This window comes from Gammaproteobacteria bacterium, from assembly GCA_040183005.1.
Lineage (GTDB): Bacteria > Pseudomonadota > Gammaproteobacteria.
In genome coordinates this window covers 216,055-237,100 of the sequence record JAMPIW010000007.1, presented here as the reverse complement: position 1 = coordinate 237,100, position 21,046 = coordinate 216,055, and the positions used below count along the sequence as shown (strand labels likewise).

Annotated in this window: 17 protein-coding genes, 1 tRNA gene and 1 pseudogene; 12 read left to right on the top strand and 7 right to left on the bottom strand. The window is 56.7% G+C overall.

What is annotated here, in order from left to right; translation table 11 throughout:
* The first annotated feature begins 66 nt into the window (after positions 1-66).
* The 7 genes from M3A44_07030 (at position 67) to hpnE (ending at position 7,130) form a co-directional block, all read left to right on the top strand.
* Positions 67-1,038 (top strand): GTP-binding protein, encoded by a 972-nt coding sequence (locus M3A44_07030; GenBank protein MEQ6341402.1) that lies wholly within the window; start codon positions 67-69, stop codon positions 1,036-1,038.
* A 58-nt stretch (positions 1,039-1,096) separates the two neighbouring features.
* Positions 1,097-2,344 carry a zinc metallochaperone GTPase ZigA gene (gene zigA / locus M3A44_07025; protein ID MEQ6341401.1) on the top strand — a complete coding sequence of 416 codons (1,248 nt, stop codon included), beginning with the start codon at positions 1,097-1,099 and terminating at the stop codon, positions 2,342-2,344.
* 262 nt (positions 2,345-2,606) lie between these two features.
* On the top strand, positions 2,607-3,674 hold the full coding sequence (locus M3A44_07020; GenBank protein ID MEQ6341400.1) for a GTP-binding protein: 1,068 nt from the start codon (positions 2,607-2,609) through the stop codon (positions 3,672-3,674).
* A gap of 108 nt (positions 3,675-3,782) precedes the next feature.
* Positions 3,783-3,902 carry a membrane protein insertion efficiency factor YidD gene (locus M3A44_07015; protein ID MEQ6341399.1) on the top strand — a complete coding sequence of 40 codons (120 nt, stop codon included), beginning with the start codon at positions 3,783-3,785 and terminating at the stop codon, positions 3,900-3,902.
* Positions 3,903-4,007: 105 nt separating this feature from the next.
* Positions 4,008-4,865 (top strand): squalene synthase HpnC, encoded by an 858-nt coding sequence (hpnC, locus tag M3A44_07010; GenBank protein ID MEQ6341398.1) that lies wholly within the window; start codon positions 4,008-4,010, stop codon positions 4,863-4,865.
* A gap of 67 nt (positions 4,866-4,932) precedes the next feature.
* Complete coding sequence (hpnD, locus tag M3A44_07005) at positions 4,933-5,811, top strand: presqualene diphosphate synthase HpnD (GenBank protein MEQ6341397.1); 879 nt, start codon at positions 4,933-4,935, stop codon at positions 5,809-5,811.
* Positions 5,811-7,130 (top strand): hydroxysqualene dehydroxylase HpnE, encoded by a 1,320-nt coding sequence (gene hpnE, locus M3A44_07000; GenBank protein ID MEQ6341396.1) that lies wholly within the window; start codon positions 5,811-5,813, stop codon positions 7,128-7,130. Before hpnD ends, hpnE begins: the two co-directional genes overlap by 1 nt.
* A gap of 98 nt (positions 7,131-7,228) precedes the next feature.
* On the opposite strand, the gene rlmB is transcribed toward hpnE, so the two are convergent.
* A complete protein-coding gene (gene rlmB, locus M3A44_06995) occupies positions 7,229-7,969 on the bottom strand; it encodes a 23S rRNA (guanosine(2251)-2'-O)-methyltransferase RlmB (protein MEQ6341395.1) in 741 nt (246 codons plus the stop codon).
* A complete protein-coding gene (gene rnr / locus M3A44_06990) occupies positions 7,969-10,263 on the bottom strand; it encodes a ribonuclease R (GenBank protein MEQ6341394.1) in 2,295 nt (764 codons plus the stop codon). Before rnr ends, rlmB begins: the two co-directional genes overlap by 1 nt.
* 284 nt (positions 10,264-10,547) lie before the next feature.
* Here rnr and M3A44_06985 point away from each other — a divergent pair.
* Positions 10,548-10,634, top strand: a tRNA-Leu gene (locus M3A44_06985).
* Positions 10,635-10,886: 252 nt separating this feature from the next.
* Here M3A44_06985 and M3A44_06980 read toward each other — a convergent pair.
* From M3A44_06980 to M3A44_06970, 3 genes are all read right to left on the bottom strand, one after another.
* The gene (locus M3A44_06980; protein ID MEQ6341393.1) at positions 10,887-12,008 is read right to left on the bottom strand and encodes a Fic family protein; all 1,122 of its coding nucleotides are present in this window, start codon (positions 12,006-12,008) and stop codon (positions 10,887-10,889) included.
* A gap of 390 nt (positions 12,009-12,398) precedes the next feature.
* Positions 12,399-13,214 carry a class I SAM-dependent methyltransferase gene (locus M3A44_06975; GenBank protein MEQ6341392.1) on the bottom strand — a complete coding sequence of 272 codons (816 nt, stop codon included), beginning with the start codon at positions 13,212-13,214 and terminating at the stop codon, positions 12,399-12,401.
* Between the two features lie 37 nt (positions 13,215-13,251).
* Positions 13,252-13,545 (bottom strand): hypothetical protein, encoded by a 294-nt coding sequence (locus M3A44_06970; protein ID MEQ6341391.1) that lies wholly within the window; start codon positions 13,543-13,545, stop codon positions 13,252-13,254.
* 36 nt (positions 13,546-13,581) lie between these two features.
* Between M3A44_06970 and M3A44_06965 the strand changes: the two genes are divergently transcribed.
* The 4 genes from M3A44_06965 (at position 13,582) to M3A44_06950 (ending at position 19,555) form a co-directional block, all read left to right on the top strand.
* Complete coding sequence (locus tag M3A44_06965; GenBank protein ID MEQ6341390.1) at positions 13,582-13,836, top strand: YcgL domain-containing protein; 255 nt, start codon at positions 13,582-13,584, stop codon at positions 13,834-13,836.
* Positions 13,837-13,925: 89 nt separating this feature from the next.
* A complete protein-coding gene (locus M3A44_06960; protein ID MEQ6341389.1) occupies positions 13,926-14,297 on the top strand; it encodes a hypothetical protein in 372 nt (123 codons plus the stop codon).
* Positions 14,298-14,550: 253 nt separating this feature from the next.
* Positions 14,551-15,069: a hypothetical protein gene (locus M3A44_06955; protein ID MEQ6341388.1), complete on the top strand. Its 519-nt coding sequence runs from the start codon at positions 14,551-14,553 to the stop codon at positions 15,067-15,069.
* Between the two features lie 52 nt (positions 15,070-15,121).
* Positions 15,122-19,555, top strand: a complete 4,434-nt coding sequence (locus M3A44_06950; protein MEQ6341387.1) for a DEAD/DEAH box helicase — start codon at positions 15,122-15,124, stop codon at positions 19,553-19,555.
* Positions 19,556-19,708: 153 nt separating this feature from the next.
* Here the strand turns inward: M3A44_06950 and M3A44_06945 are convergent.
* Positions 19,709-19,903 (bottom strand): annotated as a pseudogene (locus M3A44_06945) (type II toxin-antitoxin system RelE/ParE family toxin).
* Positions 19,904-19,914: 11 nt separating this feature from the next.
* Positions 19,915-21,042 carry a hypothetical protein gene (locus M3A44_06940; protein ID MEQ6341386.1) on the bottom strand — a complete coding sequence of 376 codons (1,128 nt, stop codon included), beginning with the start codon at positions 21,040-21,042 and terminating at the stop codon, positions 19,915-19,917.
* Positions 21,043-21,046: the final 4 nt, after the last annotated feature.

The following is a 21,046-nucleotide window of genomic DNA, read 5'->3' as shown; positions in this document are numbered from 1 at the left end:
CCTTCCTCGGTTTTCTGGAAACGAAAAAAATCTACAACCCGCAAACTGCTTATGGAGGAACCGACCATGAATGAACTTATCCCTGTGACCGTACTCACCGGCTTTCTCGGCGCTGGCAAGACCACGCTACTCAATCGTATCCTGTCGGAAAACCACGGTCGCAAGATCGCCGTCATCGAAAATGAATTCGGTGAAGTGGGCATCGACAACGATCTGCTGGTGGAATCCACTGAGCAGGTGGTGGTGATGAACAACGGCTGCATCTGCTGCACCGTGCGCGGCGACCTGGTGCGCATCCTCGGCGAGATCGGGGAGCAACGTGCGGCGGGCAAGCTCGACTTCGAGCACGTCATGATCGAAACCACCGGCCTTGCCGACCCCGCGCCCGTGGCGCAGACTTTTTTCGTGGACGACGCCGTGCGTGAGGCCTATCGCCTGGATGCCGTGGTTACGGTCGTGGACGCCAAACATGCCATGCGACAGATGGATGAAAATCATGAAGCACAGGAACAGGTGGGCTTCGCTGATCGCATTCTGGTTTCCAAGACTGACCTGATTGGTGAGGACGAGTATATCCGGCTGCTGGAGCGGCTGCGCGGCATGAACCGTCGCGCCACGATCCAGCGCGTGCATCCCGGCCAGACAGATCTGGCCGAACTCCTGGATGTGCGCGGCTTCAATCTGAACGATATCCTGGAGATCGAGCCGGGTTTCCTTGGCGAGGATCACCACACACACGACGACGAGGTGAAATCCTTCGTTATCCGCGAGACTCAGCCCTACAACTCTGATCGCCTGAACGCCGCCCTGGATGTGCTGGCCACGACACTGGGCGATGACATGCTGCGCTACAAGGGGATGCTGAACCTGGCTGGCAATCCGCACAAGATCGCCTTCCAGGGCGTGCATATGATCATGGGCGGCACCGAGCTGCGACCATGGCGGCAAGACGAGACCCGCGAGAGCGTCATGGTGTTTATCGGTCGCAATTTACCCGAAAATCAAATCCGCCGGGTGTTTGAAACCTGCGTGGCCTGAACTGCCTGTTTGACTTTACCAACCCTCACTTACCAAACCAAAAGGCCTGCAACACACTATGAGCCATCCGACCTTGTCACCCGATCAGCGCCTCCCCGTCACCGTCCTGTCCGGCTTTCTTGGCGCAGGCAAAACCACGCTCTTGAACCATATTCTGAACAACCGCGAAGGCCGCCGCGTGGCAGTGATAGTCAACGACATGAGCGAGGTCAATATCGATGCCAACCTGGTGCGCGAAGGTGGTGCAGCGCTCTCGCGTACCGAAGAAAAACTGGTTGAAATGTCCAACGGCTGCATTTGCTGCACGCTGCGCGAAGACCTGTTGAAGGAAGTCGCCGCACTCGCCAAAGAAGGCCGTTTCGACCAGTTGGTGATCGAGTCCACAGGAATTTCAGAACCGCTGCCGGTCGCTGAAACCTTCACGTTTGAAGACGAGGATGGTGCGTCTCTGGTCAAGGTTGCGCGGCTCGACACGATGGTGACGGTGGTTGATGCATATAATTTTTTGCGCGATTACGCGTCGTCTGATTTGCTCGATGAACGCGGTGAATCGCTGGGCGAGGAAGATACTCGTAGTATCGTCGATCTGCTGATCGAGCAAATCGAATTCTGCGACGTAATCGTCGTCAACAAGGCTGATCTGGTCAGCGAAGCCGATCTCACTCGCCTGACTGCCATCCTCAACGCGCTCAATCCGCGCGCAAAAATCGAGTTCACGCAATTTGGCAAAGTCGCGCTCGCCAGCGTGCTCGATACCGGCCTGTTTGACTTTGACGCCGCCAGCGAAGCACCGGGCTGGTTGAGAGAAATGCGTGGCGAACATATTCCCGAGACCGAGGAATACGGTATTTCCAGCTTTGTCTATCAAGCGCGGCGACCGTTTCATCCGCAGCGATTCTGGAACTTGATCCACAGCGAATGGGCAGGCGTGGTGCGCAGCAAAGGCTATTTCTGGCTCGCCTCGCGCCCCGAATTTGCGGGTTCGTGGTCGCAAGCCGGTGGCGCCTGCCGTCACGGTGCAGCGGGCTATTGGTGGGACGCAATCCCGCAGGAAAACTGGCCGAAAGACGCCGCCTACCGCACGCAAATCGAAGCCAAATCGCAAGGCGAATGGGGCGACCGACGGCAGGAACTGGTGTTCATCGGCATGGAAATGGACGAGACAGAAATTCGCACCAACCTCGATACCAGTCTGCTCAGCGATGCCGAAATGGCGCTCGGACACGCGGGCTGGATGAACCTTCCCGACCCGTTCCCGGCTTGGGAACAGAGTGCGCCGGAAGAAATCGAAACTGAACTGGCTTGACCCGCAACCGCCATGCGCCCTCACACCCAACTTGCAACCGTCCTGCTGACGCTTTACACGATCACCACCCCGGCACTGGTCACCGAAGCCCACGGTCAGGCCATCCTGTCCGTCACAGTTGATGGCAGCGGGCGAACCTGAAAAAATCGGCGCGCGTACCGCCTGTTGCTAGCCGACGGGTTGACGCCACACACTTTAAGAACATCATGAAATATGCCCTGGCGCCAGCCATGGAAAAACCTTGGGCGGCGATCTTCTTTTCATGAGCGACCAACCCATACCCATCACCCTCTTGACTGGCTTTCTCGGCAGCGGCAAAACCACGGTCCTCAATCACCTCATGCACACCCTGCCGCGCACTGCAATTTTGATGAATGAGTTCGGCGAAGTCGCGCTCGACCATCAACTACTGCGAAAAATGGAAGGCCCTATGGTGCTGCTGTCGGGCGGCTGCGTGTGCTGCACGATCTCGGGCAGTCTCTCGCCAACGCTGAAGAATCTGTGGATGGCACGGAAAAATGGCGACATCCCGCCGTTCGAGCGCGCCATTATTGAGACCACTGGCATTGCCGACCCGGCTCCCGTACTCGACAATCTGCTGCGCGACAATTGGATACGTGTGCGTTTCCGGCTGGATGGAGTAGTCACCACGGTCGATTCGGTGTTCAGCATGAATCAACTCGACCAGCACTTCGAAGCAGCCAAGCAGGTGACCGTTGCCGACAAGATTCTTCTGACCAAAACCGACCTCGCACCTGCCGATACCGTAGCTGTGTTGCGCGAGCGGCTCGCCACGCTGAACCCGGCGGCGGACATTGTCAGCGTAACAAACGGCGAGATCGATCTCGCGCACATTCAGAATCTCGGCCTGTGGAATGCCAACACCACATCGCCCGAGGTTGCGCGTTGGCTCAAAACCACACACTACCGCCCGGCGCAGGCCGGTGTGCTTGACCGCGCTGCTTCCATAATCAAAAACACGCGGCCTGAATCACACGACACGCGCATCCAGGCGTTTTCCGTGGTGCTCGACACACCGCTCGACCGCCACGGTCTCCACGCCGCACTCTCGATACTGACTTCATTTCGCGCTGAAAACCTGCTGCGCTTCAAGTCAATGGTCAATCTGCAAGATGAAACGCAGCCCATCGTGCTGCACGCCGTGCAGCATGTGCTGTATCCCGAGGTCAAACTCGACGCCTGGCCGGACGACGATCATCGCAGCCGTTTTGTCTTCATCGTGCGCGATCTCGAACCCGAATTCGTCGCCAAACTGCTAGCCGATTTCAGCGGCGCGGCCAACACGCGCAAGGGCGGCAAAATGCTGTAAGCCTGACTGGAGAATCCATCATGAATCTTGCTCAACGCATTCCCATCGGGGACGATCCGCGTGTACCAACTCGTGCTCTCGCCCTGACTGGATCGGCAGTGCCGCTACCTGCCCACCTGCTCGGAATACGGAAAACAGGGCGTTGTAAACGGCGTATGGCTCGCGGCGAAGCTCATCAGTAGCTACCGCCCCGGCTGCGTGCATGGTTACGATAGAGAAATTAGATGAAATTGCCCTGGAGCATGCATGCCCACGATTCATTTTCATCCAGTTATCTTCTATACTTGGAACCATTATTAATTACCATAGCGGGCACGCTCGCTCCTGCACATTGTGACATTCACCCTCCCCGACGCTTACGCACACTGCCTGCGTCTGGCGCGCTCCCACTACGAAAATTTCCCTGTCGCCTCGGTCTTCCTGCCCAAACGTCTGCGCGAGCCGATTAGCGTGATCTATGCCTTCGCGCGCACTGCGGATGACTTTGCCGATGAGGGTGACCTTGCACCTGATGAGCGCCTTGCGAAACTCGACGCCTACGTGGCGGGACTTGACACCATCAAGAACGGCAGCACGATTGATGACCCGGTGTTCATCGCGCTAAAGGATGTGATAAGCAAACACGCCCTGCCTCTGCAACTCTTTTATGACTTGCTGACGGCATTTCGCATGGACGTAACCAAAGAACGCTATGCGAACTACGACGAGGTTCTCTACTACTGTCGCCATTCAGCCAACCCGGTGGGACGATTACTGCTGCATCTTTATGACCTTGCCACACCCGTCAATCTTGCCCACTCGGATGCAATATGCAGCGCCTTGCAGCTCATCAACTTCTGGCAGGATATCGGCCAGGATTATCACGAAAGCAATCGCATTTATCTGCCGCAAGATGAAATGGCTCACTATGGCGTAACCGAAGACCATCTCCGGCAAAGCCGAACTGATGCCGCCATGCGCAGCCTGATGACCATGCAAATCGAGCGCACGCGGCACCTGATGTTATCGGGCACACCCCTGGGCAATGTACTGCCGGGTCGCATGGGCTTTGAGCTGCGCCTCACCTACCACGGCGGATTGCGCGTCTTGCAAGCGCTGGAGGCACAACGCGACGACGCCTTTACTCGGCCGCGGCTCAAGGCGCATGATTGGCTGGCGATGATGTGGGGAGCGCTGACGCGGAAACAGTAGCTTGAATCTGTTATCATCGTACTTCCCGTACATTTAGAGCCTGTCTCTTACATTTTCAAGCCAGCGTATGACCCCCGACGAATATTGCCAGGACAAGGCCGCAAAGAGCGGATCGAGTTTTTATTACAGTTTTTTATTCCTTCCGCCACAGCAGCGCCAAGCCATCACCGCCCTATACGCCTTCTGCCGTGAGGTGGATGATGTAGTCGATGAGTGCGAAGATGTCAACGTGGCGCGCATCAAGCTCCAATGGTGGCGCGAGGAGATCGGCAGGGTTTTTGACGGCACGTCGCGCCATCCGGTGGGCCAGGCATTGCGCGGGCCAGTGACCACCTATAATCTGCCGCAAGAACACTTCCTGGAAATCATCGACGGCATGGAGATGGATCTCGATCACCAGGGCTATGCCTCATTCAAGGATCTCGCCCTCTACTGCCACCGCGTGGCGAGCATCGTGGGATTGATGGCAGCGGAGATTTTTGGCTATCAAGACCGCCGCACCCTGAAATACGCCCATGAACTCGGCATGGCCTTCCAGCTCACCAATATCCTGCGCGATGTCCGTGAAGACAGCCTGCTGGGGCGAATTTATCTGCCCCTCGACGAGCTGGAACGGTTCGGCGTCACTCCGGAGGACATCATGGCACACCGCACGTCCGACAACATGCGCGAACTGTTTAAATTCCAGGCGCAACGCGCACACCAATACTACACCCAGGCCTATGCCCATCTACCTGAGGGCGACCGCTATCCGCAACGTAGCGGACTCATCATGTCAGCCATTTATCAGGCCACGCTCAAGGAAATAGAGGATGATGGTTACAACGTTCTCGAACGACGCGTTTCATTAACGCCGTTGCGCAAGCTCTGGATCGCCTGGCAAACCGCGCGCCACGAAAAAAGCATCTACAAAAAACAGCGCAAACGCGACATGCAAAAAGCATAATGCACGTTGTCATAGTCGGCGGCGGTTGGGCGGGTCTGGCAGCAGCGGTGGAGCTGTGTCGGCACGGTACCCGTGTGACTGTCCTGGAAGCGGCACCGCAACTCGGCGGGCGTGCGCGTGGACTGGACTATACCTTGAACGGTCAACGCATCGACAACGGCCAGCACCTACTGCTCGGCGCCTACCGTGAAACGCTAAGACTGCTGAATATATTGGGCATACCGGAAGCCAGTGTCTTCGAGCGCCGCCCTCTGCAACTCATCTACAAAGCTGTTGGCCGCTCTGACATTCGCATTACCTGCCCATCGTTGCCCGCACCGCTCCATCTCGTAACCGCCTTATTGAATGCCGAAGGATTAGCCCTGGCGGAACGCCTGAATGCGCTATCAATATGCCGTGGCCTGCTGCGGAGCGGATTCAAAATCAACGACGATATCAGCGTGGCGGCATGGTTGTCGCACAATAAACAATCCCCCGCCTTGATCCGCGCCCTATGGGAACCACTGTGTCTGGCGGTGTTGAATACTCCGCTGCATAACGCATCGGTGCAGGTGTTTTTACGCGTGCTTCAGGATGCGTTTACCCGCAGCCGCAGCGATTCCGATCTTCTCTTGAGTCGCGTTGATTTGGGAAACACATTTCCCGAGCCCGCGCGGCGTTTTATCGAACAACATGGCGGCACGGTCAAACTCAACCATCGCGTAAAAGAACTAACCGTTCAGAATAACGCTGTCCGCAACGTATCCGTGAATGATCATGAAATAGCCGCCGACCATGTGATACTCGCCATCCCGCCCAATGCCTGCCAGCGGCTGATGGAACCCCATCCCACGCTGCACGGCATAGCACAGCGGTTGGCAGAGATAAGCCATGAGCCAATCTGCACTGTCTACCTACAGTATCCACCACAGACACGCCTTGATATGCCGATGATCGGCCTGTTGGATTCGACCACACAATGGGTCTTCGACCGCGCGCTATACGGACAGCCCGGCCTGATGGCGGTCGTCATCAGCGGCCCTGGGCCGCATATGGAGATGAGTAAGAGTGAATTGAGCGCGCACGTAGCATCGGAACTGGCGCGGATCTTTCCGCACTGGGCCACACCGGAACATGGGCCGAAACACAGCCTGGTCATCCGCGAAAAATACGCCACTTTCGCCTGCCGCCCCGGCATCAATATCCTGCGTCCCGGTGCCGCAACATCAGTGCGCGGCTGCTGGCTGGCGGGCGACCACACGGATACTGGCTATCCCGCCACACTGGAAGGCGCGGTACGCAGCGGCGTGGAATGTGCGCGTCGTATTATTTATTGCTGACGGCTGAGAATTATTTGTAGGGTGCGTTCCACGCACCATTATCATTGGTGCGTGGAACGCACCCTACGTATATTGTGAAATGGAATCACCTCAGAACCCTAAGCCCGTCTGCGCAGCGCCTCGAACAGGCAAATACCCGTCGCTACCGAGACGTTCAGACTCTCGACCGCGCCGCACATGGGAATGCGGATCAGCACATCGCAGTGCTCTCTGGTAAGGCGACGCATGCCCTGCCCCTCTGCGCCCATGATCAAGGCCAGCGGACCGCGCAGATCGACATCAAAAAGATCTTTATCGGTCGCAGCATCCGCGCCCACCGTCCACACGCCCCGCTCCTGAAGCATGCGTAGGGTGCGCGCCAGATTGGTGACTTGGATGAAGGGCACGGCTTCCGCCGCGCCGCTGGCGACTTTGCGCACCACGGGGGTGAGGCCCACGGCGCGATCACGTGGGGCGATCACCGCATGCACGCCAGCGGCGTCGGCGGTGCGCAGGCATGCGCCCAGATTGTGGGGATCCTGCACGCCATCGAGCACCAGCAGGAAGGGTGGTTCGGTGAGGCCATCCAGAATGCGCTCAAGATCGTCCTCCTTCCACGCTGCCCGGACCCGGCAGCGCGCCACCACGCCTTGATGGCGCGCCTCTGGTGCCAGTGCATCAAGCTCCTTGCGCACTACACGCTGAATCTCAACGTGGTGCGTGGCCGCCGCATCGACGATGGCCTGCATGCGCGCATCCTTGCGGCTGGCGTCCAGCAAAATAACGGTTACATGCTCCGCGTCACGTTGTAACGCTGCCTGAACGGCATGGAGACCGTAGATCAACTGATCGCCCGCCATTACGAACTCCGCTTCTTCGCCGAGGATTTCCTTCTGCTCTTGCGTTTTGGTTTCGGCTTTACATCTTCCTGGTCCTTGTCCTTATCTTTGACCTTTTCCTTTGCGGGGCTCTGGTCAACTAGATCAAAGTCGATGCGCCTAGTATCGAGATCAGCGCGCATGACCTTCACGCGCACCGGATCTCCCAGCCGGTACACCTTGCCGGTGCGCTCGCCGCGCAGCCGATGTCCGGCGCTGTCATGGTGGTAGTAGTCATTGCTCAGCGCGGTAATATGCACCAGCCCTTCAACATAGATATCGCTCAGCTCGACGAAGATACCAAACGACGTCACGCTAGTGATGAGACCGTCGAACTCCTCGCCCACCTTGTTCATCATGAATTCGCACTTCAGCCAGTCGACGGCGTCGCGCGTGGCATCGTCGGCACGCCGTTCCGCAGTGGAGCAGTGCTCGCCCAGGGCTTCCATGTCTTCAACAGTGTAGGCAAATCCTTTGACCTTGCCTTCTTTGAGAGCATGACGGATGGCGCGATGCACCAGCAGATCGGGATAGCGTCGAATGGGTGAGGTGAAATGCGTGTATGCCTCGTGGGCCAAGCCGAAATGCCCGACGTTATCCGGGGTGTACTTGGCCTGATTGAGAGAGCGCAGCATAACCGTCTGGATGAGGCGAAAGTCAGGGCGTCCGCGCACGATATTGAGTAGCTCGGCATAGTGCTGCGCCTCGGGGTCTTCGCCGCCGCGCAACTGCAATCCAAACTCGCCCAGGAATGTTCGCAGGTCAGTGATCTTCTCCACTTTTGGTGATTCATGCACACGGTATACCGCGGGAATCTTGCGCTTGAGCAGAAAACGCGCCGCCGCGACATTGGCAGCGATCATGCACTCTTCGATTATCTTGTGGGCATCGTTGCGTACCAGTGGCTCGATGCGCTCTATCTTGCGCCCCTCACCGAACACGATGCGTGTCTCGGTGGTGTCAAAATCAATCGCGCCGCGCCGCTGACGCGCGACAAGCAACGCTTTGTACAGCGCGTGCAACTCCACAAGATGCGGCAGTATCACGGCATGTTTTGCGCTTAGTGCCGGCTCTTGCTCTGCTAGCATCGCCGCCACTTCGTCATAGGTCAGTCGTGCGGCGGAACGCATCACCCCTTCAAAAAAGCGATGACGCGTGATCTCGCCATCGGTATCGATAGACATTTCGCACACCATGCACAGGCGGTCGACGTGGGGATTCAGAGAGCATAATCCGTTGGACAAAATTTCGGGCAGCATGGGAATTACGCGCTGCGGGAAATAGACAGAAGTGCCACGTTCCTGCGCCTCTTCATCCAATGCGGTGCGAGGACTCACATATGATGAGACATCGGCGATGGCCACCAGCAACCGCCAGCCACCTGACTTTTTGCGCTCGCAATACACTGCATCATCAAAATCACGCGCGTCGGCGCCGTCAATAGTCACCAGAGGCACATCACGCAAATCCTCGCGGCCCTCCTTGGCCACCTCGGGCACCTCCGGGGTGAGATGGGCAATCTCGCTTTGCACCGCCACCGGCCATGCCAGGGGGATCTCGTGGGCGCGGATGGCAACCTCGATTTCCAGGCCGGGGGCCATGTGATCCCCCAATATTTCAACGACCCGTCCCAGCGGCTTGGCGTGTTTGCTCGGCTGCTCGATAAGCTCCACCACCACGATTTGATCGCGCCGCGCGCCGCCCTGGTAATCCGCAGGCACCAGGATGTCATGGGTAATGCGTTTATTGTCGGGGGTGACGAAGCCGACACGCCCTTCCTGCTGGTAGAAACGCCCTACCACGTGTTGCGTGTTGCGCTCCAGGATTTCAATCAGCACGCCTTCGCGGCGGCCACGGCGGTCAACCCCGGCGATACGCGCCACAGCCCGGTCACCGTGCATACAGAATCCCATCTGGCGCGGCGTAAGAAAAAGATCCTCCCCCCCCTCATCCGGCACCAGAAAACCGAACCCGTCGGGATGGCCGATGACCCGCCCACGCACCAGATCCATCTTTTCTATCAGGCCATAGCCATCGCGGCGGTTGCGCACCAACTGGCCGTCACGCTCCATGGCGTTCAAGCGGCGGCGCAGCGCCTCCAGACTTTCCTCGTCGTGCAAGTCCAACATGTCGACAAGCTGCTTATAGGTGAGCGGCTCACCCTGCGTCTCCAGGAGCTGCATGATGAATTCGCGGCTGGGGATGGGGTTTTCGTATTTTTCCGCCTCGCGGTCAGCGTGAGGATCTTGGTCGGGGTGGGATGGACGTTTGACCATTAGATTACCGCCCCCTGTTTAACCGGCGCGAGTACAGCCTGTGAGAACACATGAATCAACGAGATATTTTCCAACTAAAAACCCTTTATTAAAAACAAGAACATCCAAAGTGTCTTTGGAGTTTCAAAAATCATATCATATACGAGGACTTCCGATCTTCCCGTGAGTCGCCCGAACACTTAATCGCTCATTGTACCGATAAAAAAATCGCCTGTCCGGTTGACAACAAAACCTGCTCCCGGTACAGTGCGCACCTCTTGGTTAATCGTTAACCGGAAACCCTTGCCGGGGTGGCGGAATTGGTAGACGCGCTGGTTTCAGGTATCAGTGGGGGCAACCCCGTGGAGGTTCAAGTCCTCTCTTCGGCACCATCTCAAGAAATCGTTCCAGACCACCTAAAGACCGAATTATACATTGATTTTCAATGAAATTCGCGAAATTTTCAAGCTTTATTGATAGTCTCCAGCCGCCTGAGATTGCCTGCTCGAAGCGTGGGTAGAGCGCGCGCAACCATCAGTTTCACCTCATTCCTAAGCCGATTTCCATCACCATTTGCAAGGTTCGCTATGGGTCGCTTTGGACCATTCACTTTTATCTCAACTGACCTAAAGAGCAGAATACCTTCACAGGTCCAGCTCATAGCGAGTACTACGCCCACCACCAGGCAATTTTCTAAGACAACTCTTCTCCAATAAATCGGCTAATTCCCTTGTGGCCGTTGCTTTACTCACCTTGGCCATGCTCATGTACTTACGTGCATTGATGCCATCAGGAAATTCTTCCGCCTCGCCCCCTTCTGCTGCGGCGGAATCCAACAGTCGATTGAGAACTTTGATCTGGCGCTCACTCAACACAGTCTGAGCATGACTCCGCCAGAAACGTGTTTTCTGCATTACCCTGACAAGGCGTATCAAACCCTGTTGAAGCGCATCTTCCAGGACACTCAGGAACCATTCCAGCCAGGGTGTGATATCCAGCCCACCTTTCTGTGCCCGCTCCAGTTGCAGGTAATACTCTTTGCGCCTGGCCATGATTGCCGCACTGAGAGAATAGAAGCGAACGCTCTGCTGCTCCGCCTGAGCAAGGGCACGATCTGTCACGGCACGAGCGACACGGCCATTGCCGTCTTCGAACGGATGGAGAGTCACCAGCCATAGATGGGCGATACCGGCACGCAACAGGGCATTAAGATTCTTGGGGGAATGATTGAACCAATGAAGAAACTGTTCAACTTCCTCTTCGAGCCCTGCCCTTGGTGGTGCTTCAAAGTGGATCACGGGGCGGTCGATACGCCCAGACACCACCTGCATTGGCGTATCGCCACGCAGCTGGCCAGGGTTCACCTGATTGAGCACTGATGGTTCTGTGAAGAGTGCTGACTGCCAGTTGAGCAGTGTCCGCAATGTCAACACCTCACTGTAATCTCGTGTCGCCTCCAGCAATAACTCCACCAGGGCATCAGCCTGCCGGGTAGGCGGTCCCATGCCCGCCTTTTCAAGCCCAAGGTGGCGTGCTACCGATGAGCGTACCGATTCCACATCGAGATTCTCGCCTTCGATCTCACTGGTACGAATAGCGCTCTGGACCAAGGCATCCATTTGAGCCTGGCGATCCGTATCCTCTGGCTGACCCTCGCTCTTACCAAGCAACCGCCTTTGCAACAGGCGTACAGCATCCAGCCTCGGCTGTAACGCCGCACCGTCCCACCGAAACCTTGGCCAATCTGTTTGTTGCCAGATATACATAACACTCCTGAGCCGATTATCAATCATATTCGGCTCACATTATGAGCCAAATATAGCATTTAATCGGCTCAGGCAGTAACGGAATTTACAGGGCAAGAAACCAGGATTGAACTCAGATTGTCCATTAGGCGAAATAGAGCGCACAACGCCGCTCGTGGTGAGCTTGTCAAACCATGAACGGCCCTTCGACAGGCTCAGGGCGAACGGTTTTGGGGCTAATGGACAATCTGGGTTGAAAAAACTGGACCCCTGGCCTGGTGGCCTACTATGGCGGTTCCGTGGTGGGCAGCGGCTGCGAAAAATCTACGTCGCCAGATCAGGGCCAAAAGATGGGTACGGCATCCAGCCGCTCGAGCTTGGGGTGACGTCCCCCATCCACGCGCCCCAGCCCTATTGCTTGACGCCAACGGTATACAACACGTCCACATTCAACCAAATCCCCTCGCCTGACGCCAGCTCCTGGACTTCTGTCAAATGCTCTTTCTTGAATCTTTCCATGTCGGAAGGAGAAAGCAGGTTAACCAGGCCACGAAAACCCGCAAACCATATAACATCCCACCATTCATCCGCATTTTTCAGGTAGTAGCCGATGTTTTTGCGGTCAACACAAATATCTTGAAGCCCCGCGCTTTGATAAAGTGAGGTGACCTTCTCTTCCGTGCCGATGCGTTTCCATGATAGCGGAGGCCTCTCAATACCATACTGCTGAATGCGATCAAAAAAGATTTCAATGACCGGCAAAAAGGCACTGTCACAAAACCCGCAAATGGCGACCTTACCACCAGGTTTTACCTTGTCCGAGATATGCTTGAGCTGCTGCCCCATGTTTTCAACAAAGAAAATGCCAAAGCCACAAACAGCAGTGTCGAAGTGATTATCAGGGAATTCCAGCACCTGCATATCACATTCAAGAAAATGGACATTGCTGATATTATTAGCTGCTGCTTTGGCCCTGGCCTGAACAAGCATGCCTGTTGAAAAATCAACGCCGGTAACTCGGCCACGAGGCACCTCTTGGCAAACCGCAAGCGCGACATATCCTGTGCCTGTAGCAACATCAAGCACATGTTCGTCGCCCTTGAGATTCAAACATGCAGCCATAATCTTTGCGCTCTCCGAAAAATAGCGCAGCGCATGATTATCGTAACCCGCAGCAACGGTATTGAACGTCTCTTTAATCATCTTCTTGCGTTCATGTTCATTCATGGCTTGTGTTCACCTGTACGCTCAATACGTGACCCGATTATAAACCATCGGGCAACGTGACAAGTGGCGCACTTACCCAATGAAGCTGGTTAAATTCTCGCTGCTGTTCTTGCCCCTCCTGTATTTGATCTTCGGGATAATGTTGCTCACATTGGCGTGCGTTGCGCTCTATGGATGGGCGATGAGCTGGAAACATGATTAATCCTTTTTTTCCTGTAATAACAAAGTGATGAATACAAAATAACCGCTTATGCAGGCCACGTTTTAGTTTACACTCAGGAGATCCAAACCTATCATGTGGCGTTGCCCATCGCTCATTTGCAGCGGCCAAGCTTCTTTCCACAACCCTCAATGAGATCTGCCACCTATGAAATGCGCCATCTACAAGTCGCTGAAAAAAATGGACACGTATTTGTACATGGAACGGGAAGACGACTTTTCCCGCGTTCCAGAGACACTATTGAAATTGCTGGGGCAACTACAGCTTGTGATGAATATTGAATTAACACCTGAGCGGAACCTGGCACAGGCGAATCCCGAAGAGGTCCGCCAACAATTGCAGGCGCAGGGATACTATCTGCAATTGCCGCCAATTGAACCTATGCTGAATGTCAGGCACTAAGTCGTCATAGTCATAGTAAAGATTACCCTTTACCCAGATATATGAACGTGACAAAAGAACGGGTCTGCTGGAAATGTGGCGCTTCGGTTATGGAGCTACCTATACCCTTGAGTCGCCTTGCGGAATGCCCGGCGTGCCGTGCCGATCTGCACGTCTGTCGTCTCTGCGCATTTTACGACCCGCGTGTAAGCAACAGCTGCCGCGAACCTGTTGCAGACGCCGTGAAAGACAAAGAGCGGGCAAATTTTTGTGGCTATTTTCAGGCCCAGTCCGGCGCATATAACCCACGCGCGGATGAGAAGGCCTCAACTGCCAAGGCGCAGCTTGAAGCGATATTCGGATCGGCCTCGCTGGATAGTGGAGAACCCTCCATGAGTAAGGTTGGACAACGCTCGGAGGCAGAAGCTGCGAGGGAACAGCTTGAGCGGCTGTTTGGCTTGGATAACAAGCACAAAGAATGACATGGCATAATAAATATGGCCTTTCATGGTGTTTTATATTTTCTTAAAAAATATGCACATTTTGATATAGATCAAAATGATATTATTAAATTTATGTATTCTGACTATGGAGTGGGTTTACATCTGAGCCGAAAGAATCCCTTGGCGACAATGAGGAATTCTATTTTCAACTATGAGCTTCCGCCATGGATAAGATTTCACATAAAAGCGAGTGAATATATAGCATCGCTACCGCATTACAGGAGATGATACAATGGAAGCTTCCTATGAAGAAATCCTCAAATGCACCGAGCACGACATCTACAAAGAAATATTCGACCGCATAGAATATCATATCAAAATAACGCGTAGACAATGCAGAGTCTACTGGGCTTTGTCCGTGGGCCTTCAATGGTTAATCCCTATCCTTTCGGCAACGCTTGGAATACTTCCCAGCCAAAAAATCATACCTAATAATACACTTGAACTTTTGTCGTTCTTGATAGGCGGCACCGTCGCCATTTTTTCGGTAGTAAACTCGGCAGTTCAACCTTCTAAAAGATTCGCCTTTGCAAAAACCTATGCCAATAAGCTATGGGAATTTCGCATTAATTTAAAATTGAATATGGAAAAAATGCTGGACGATGAATCAAAAAGTAACCAAGAAAGAAAAATAGCCATTAATCGCCTCCTACATGAAAAAAACAAAGAAATAGCCAAGCTAATCGACGAATTCAATAAAGGTCCAGAGCTGAATTTGGTCACAGGGCAATCTCCAGAGACTCAAAGATAAATATAGGGCAGAAACCTCCATTTGAAGGCTTAGCTTTGTGCAAAAAGCACTCATGCATTCAAAATGGCAATTGCCAGATAATCTCATGACCCTCAACCGCTTCCACCCCGCCGTTGCAAACTGGTTCCGCAAGACCTTCCCCGCCCCCACTGCGCCACAGGTGCAGGCCTGGCCGGAGATCCTGGCGGGGCGGCATACCCTGATTGCGGCACCCACCGGTTCGGGCAAGACGCTGGCGGCGTTTCTCGCCGCGATTGATGCGCTATTGCGACAAGGTCTGGCGGGGCAGCTCACGGACCAGACGCAGGTGGTGTATGTTTCGCCGCTCAAGGCGCTCAGCAACGACATCCACAAGAATTTGGAGATCCCGCTCAGCGGCATCCGCGCCGAACTCGAAGCCCTTGGCTTGCCGGACGTTGAGATCCGCACGCTGGTGCGCACCGGTGACACCCCGACGAGCGAACGCCTGGCGATGCGGCGCCGTCCGCCGCATATCGCGGTGACCACGCCGGAATCGCTGTATGTCCTGCTCACCAGCGAGAGTGGGCGCGACATGCTGAAGAGCGTGCACACTGTGATCGTGGACGAGATCCACGCCCTGGCGGCCAATAAACGTGGCGCGCACCTCGCCCTGTCGCTGGAGCGTCTCGAGGCGCTTACGGCCAGGCGGCTCACCCGCATTGGATTATCCGCGACTCAGCGGCCCATCGAGGAAGTGGCGCGTTTTCTGACCGGCGCAAGCGGTATTGCGGCCGATGACGCGCCCGACTGCGCGATCATCGATTCCGGCCATATCCGGCAGCGCGATCTTGCACTGGAAGTGCCGGGATCTCCGCTGGAGGCGGTGATGTCCGGCGAGGTGTGGCAGCAAGTCTATGACCGGCTCGCCGCGTTGAGCCAGGCGCACCGTACCACGCTGATTTTTGTTAATACCCGGCGCATGGCGGAACGCGTCACCCGGCATCTGTCCGAACGGTTGGGCGAGGAGCATGTCGCCTCTCACCACGGCAGCCTGTCGCGTGAGCAACGCCTGGACGCCGAACAGCGCCTCAAGCAGGGGGCGTTGCGCGTGCTGGTGGCCACCGCATCGCTGGAGCTGGGAATCGACATCGGCGATGTGGACCTGGTCTGCCAGCTCGCCTCGCCACGCTCCATCGCGGCCTTTTTACAGCGCGTGGGACGCTCCGGCCACAGTCTGGACGCCATCCCCAAGGGCAGGCTGTTTCCGCTGAGCCGCGATGATCTAGTGGAGTGCGCGGCACTGCTCGATTCGGTACGGCGCGGCGAACTGGACAGTCTGATCATGCCGGAAAAACCGCTCGACGTGCTGGCGCAGCAGATCGTTGCCGAGGTTGCCAGCCGCGAATGGCAGGAAGATGAACTCTATGAATGCCTGCGTCGCGCATGGCCCTACCACGATCTGTCGCGCGCGGACTTCGATGCCCTGATCCACATGCTGGCGGAGGGATTCAGCACCCGCCACGGACGCAGATCCGCCTACCTGCACCGTGACAGTGTAAACCGGCAACTGCGCGCCCGGCGCGGCGCACGGCTGACGGCCCTCACCTCGGGCGGCACGATTCCTGATAACGCCGATTATCAGGTGATCCTCGAGCCGGAGGGTCATTTCATCGGCACGCTCAATGAAGACTTCGCCGTGGAGAGCATGGCGGGCGACATCTTCCAGCTCGGCAATCATTCCTACCGCATCCTGCGCATCGAGGCCGGACGAGTGCGGGTGGAGGATGCCCACGGGCAGCCGCCCACCATCCCGTTCTGGATCGGCGAGGCGCCGAGCCGCAGCGATCAGCTGTCGCTTGCCGTTTCGCGCCTGCGCAACGAGATGGCACAGCGGCTCACGATATCTACGGATGACGCCCTACGCTGGCTGGCGCAAGAAGTGGAGATTACGGGTGCGGCCGCCGCGCAACTCGTCGAATACCTCGCCTCCGCCCAGGCGGCGCTGGGCGTGTTACCGAGCCAGGATACTGTAGTGCTGGAGCGCTTTTTCGATGAATCCGGCGGCATGCAGCTGATTGTGCATTCGCCGTTCGGCAGCCGCATCAATCGCGCCTGGGGGCTCGCTTTGCGCAAGCGCTTTTGCCGTACCTTCAATTTCGAACTGCAGGCCGCCGCCACCGAAGACGCCATTGTGCTTTCGCTGACCGCCACCCACAGCTTTGCGCTCGACGAGGTGGCCCGACACCTGAACGCCAAGACAGTGCGGCCGCTGCTGGTGCAGGCGCTGCTCGATGCCCCGATGTTCACCACGCGCTGGCGCTGGGACGCCTCCATCGCCCTGGCCCTGCCGCGCTTTCGCGGCGGAAAGAAAACACCACCGCAGTTGCAGCGCATGATCGCCGAAGATCTGATCGCGCTGGTGTTCCCCGATCAGCGCGCCTGCTTGGAGAACATCGTCGGCGACCGCGAGATCCCCGATCACCCGCTGGTGCGTCAGACCATCCACGACTGCCTGCACGAGGCCATGGACATTGAAGGGCTGGAGCGGCTGCTCGCCGCGCTGGAACGCGGCGATATCCGCGCCGTGGCGCGTGACCTCGCTGGGCCTTCACCCCTGGCACAGGAAATCCTCACCGCACGCCCTTACGCCTATCTCGACGATGCACCTCTGGAAGAGCGGCGCACTCAGGCCGTCATGGCGCGCCGCTGGCTCGATCCCGAAACCGCTTCCGATCTGGGCCGTCTCGACCCCGAGGCTATCCAGCGGGTGCGCGATGAGGTATGGCCAGAAGCGGCAAGCGCCGATGAACTGCATGACGCGCTGGTGACATTGGGCTTTGTGACCGCACAAGAAGGCATGAGCGGCAGCGCGGACTGGCGGCCGTATCTCGCAGACTTGTCCAAAGCCGGGCGGGCCACCGTGGTCCATACAGCGCCGGATCAACCCGCGCTGTGGATCGCGGTTGAGCGGCTGCCCCAGTTCCAGGCCATCTATAACGAACCGCGCCTGACACTGGAGATCACCCCGCCATCTGAATACCTCACGCACACCTGGAGCCGCGAATCCGCGCTGGTTGAGATTGTGCGCGGGCGGCTCGAAGGACTTGGGCCGGTCACCGTGGCCCAACTCGCACAGCCGCTGGGGTTGCCTGTCCGCGATATTGAAGCCGCACTGCTGGCCCTCGAAGGCGAGGGTTTTGTATTACGCGGAAGCTTCACGTCCAGAATAGGCGATACTGCGAATGATACTGAATGGTGCGAACGCCGTCTGCTCGCGCGCATCCATCGCTACACCCTCAAGCGTCTGCGTCAGGAAATCGAGCCGGTCAGCAGCGCGGATTTCATGCGCTTTCTGTTCCACTGGCAGCGCGTCATTCCCGAACTGCGCGGCGAAGGGGGCGAGGCCTTGTCGGCCATCATCGAACAACTGGAAGGATTCGAGGCGCAAGCGGCAGCGTGGGAAGGCGACATCCTGCCAGCCCGCATAAACAGCTATGAATCATCATTCATAGACAGCTTATGCCTGTCTGGCCGTATCGTCTGGGCAAGGCTCACCCCGCCGCGCACCATGACAGACAAAACCGCAGGAAGTGGGCCGGTGCGCACCACACCCATCGCCCTGCTCAGCCGCCACAATCTTGCAGTCTGGAATGCGCTGGCGTCAGAGTCACCGGATAAACCAACCAACCTCTCGGCATCGGCGCACAAGGTGGCGGATTATCTTACCGCGCATGGCGCATCGTTCTTCGATGACCTTGCGGGCCACGCGGGGCTGCTGCAATCGCAACTGGAAGAAGCCCTTGGCGAACTAGTGGCGGCAGGTCAGGTGAGCGCCGACAGCTTCAGCGGACTGCGCGCCCTGCTCACACCCGCCGATCGCCGCCGCCCGCTCGCGGGAGGCAGACGCCATCATCGCGGCACTCCCTTTGGTCTTGCTGAGGCCGGGCGCTGGGGCTTGCTCAAACGCAACGGCACGGCACGCGTGCCCGAACCGGCAGGGGCGCAACCACGTCCATGGAGCGGCGGCCAGCACGATCCCGAAACCGTCGAATTCATCGCACACACCCTGTTGCGCCGCTACGGTATCGTGTTCCGGCGCGTGATCGAGCGCGAGGCTGGCTGGCTACCACCCTGGCGTGAACTGCTGTGGGTATACCGGCGCCTGGAGGCGCGCGGCGAGATCCGCGGCGGACGCTTCGTGGCCGGATTCTCCGGCGAACAATATGCACTGCCCGAAGCGGTGGGTTCGCTGCGCGACATCCGCCGCCAGGCCAAGGATGGCGCCACCATCGCCCTGTGCGGCGCCGACCCGCTGAATCTCGCCGGCATCATCACCCCCGGCCCCAAGATCCCCGCACTCGCCGCCAACCGCGTGCTGTACCGTGACGGCGTGCCGGTCGCCATTCAAATTGCGGGTGAAGTGCGTTTCATGGATACTGTAAATGCAAACGAGCAATGGGATCTGAAGAATACCTTGCTCAAATGCCGTGTCACACCCAGATTGGGCGGTTATTCAGCACGCTGAGAATATGGTTCTGCCGCAAAGTTTGCGATTCCGCCGAGGCTGGGTATCCCACCAGGCAACAAATCGAGGCCCTGTTTTCTATGGTGTTTGACAAATAACGTAATTACGAAAGCCTTGCCCCCGTTTTCGCGTTCACTCCCGGAAGCCGATACGCTACACGCCAAGCATTCTGCGCGATAACAGCGCCTGCATATCGCGCCTGCCGTCTGCAATCATGTAGATAAGCGCTAATTGCCCAATCACCCGATAGATGATCCGGTAAGGTTTGAAGTGCGCCTGGCGATATTCGCGGATACCAAGCACGAGCAGCTCTTTTAGATAGGAGCCGCGCACCCATCGGGAGGGGGCCATATTCTCGCCTAAATTTCTTTACCTTGCCCCAAGTAAAAATTGTAGAACTTTTCCACTGACCACTTTGGTTTGCCCGGAACGATCCCATGCGATTTTTGCAGCAAGATCAGGTTACTGCTCGGGTGCAGCTTAGCGATGAAACGCTCCTTGTGCTCCAGGCCCTCGAGGTTGTAAGCGACTGCGTCCTTCGCCACAAAGTTGGTATGCTCCCACACGAAATACACTTCATTCAGACCCAGTATATCCTCGCCTTTGAGCCACTCCTCGGGCGCAAGCAATTTCCATAGGTACCCGGAATATAGGTCAGTCTTCGCGCCTTTCGGTCGCGAAATCTTGTGTTGCGGTTTGGCGTCCTCAACTGAGATGTAATAGTCGTGAGAATCTCGCTTAACGTTTTTCGGCAGCTTCTTATCGAATTGGTATCGGTGACCCAGCCGTCCAACAATTACGGCCTCGAACCCGCCCCAGCTATCCTGAAATTCGTCTCTCAGTTTTTGCGCCTTTTCAGTCCCGATGATTACCGGCAATGAATCGGCTTCATCGCCTTCGGTAAGTTGTGCAATGTAGTAGCGCTTCTCATCGTGTTTCGGGTCCGCGGCGCCCCAGCAGATGTCCCAGGATGGTGCCCAGAGATCGAAACCTCTGAACAGCCATTCCTGGAGGGGATTTTTCCATTCGATCTTGAGCGACGCCGTTTCCTGTTGCTTTCGCTCCCACCATCCTTCCGTGAGCAGTGCCGCAGGAAAAAGCGTTCCTCGCACCTTTATGAGCACCGGCTTCTCTAATGTCGCCCCCTCCTTGAGCTTCTCTCGAAGCTCTTTGATGGTTCCTACCGACTCCGGTGATGTGTTCTCGGTGTGAGTCGATGTAATCAGGAACTTCTTCAGATGCTCCAATCTGCCGCCGAGGTAGTCTTTCGTGCCGCTTTGCACTTTGTCGAGCAGTTGCTTGAGCGCGCTCATCAACTTCTCGTCTCTGCGCTGCTGTAATAGCTTGACCACCTCATGGGCGCGTGTGGCGATCATTTTTTGGCTAATAAATTCAGCCGGCAAGTGCAGGTGCTGTTCGATATAGCTGAGCTGGCCCTCGTTACAATCGCACAACCGCTCATACAGCTCTTCCCATGTCACGGCCACTGTC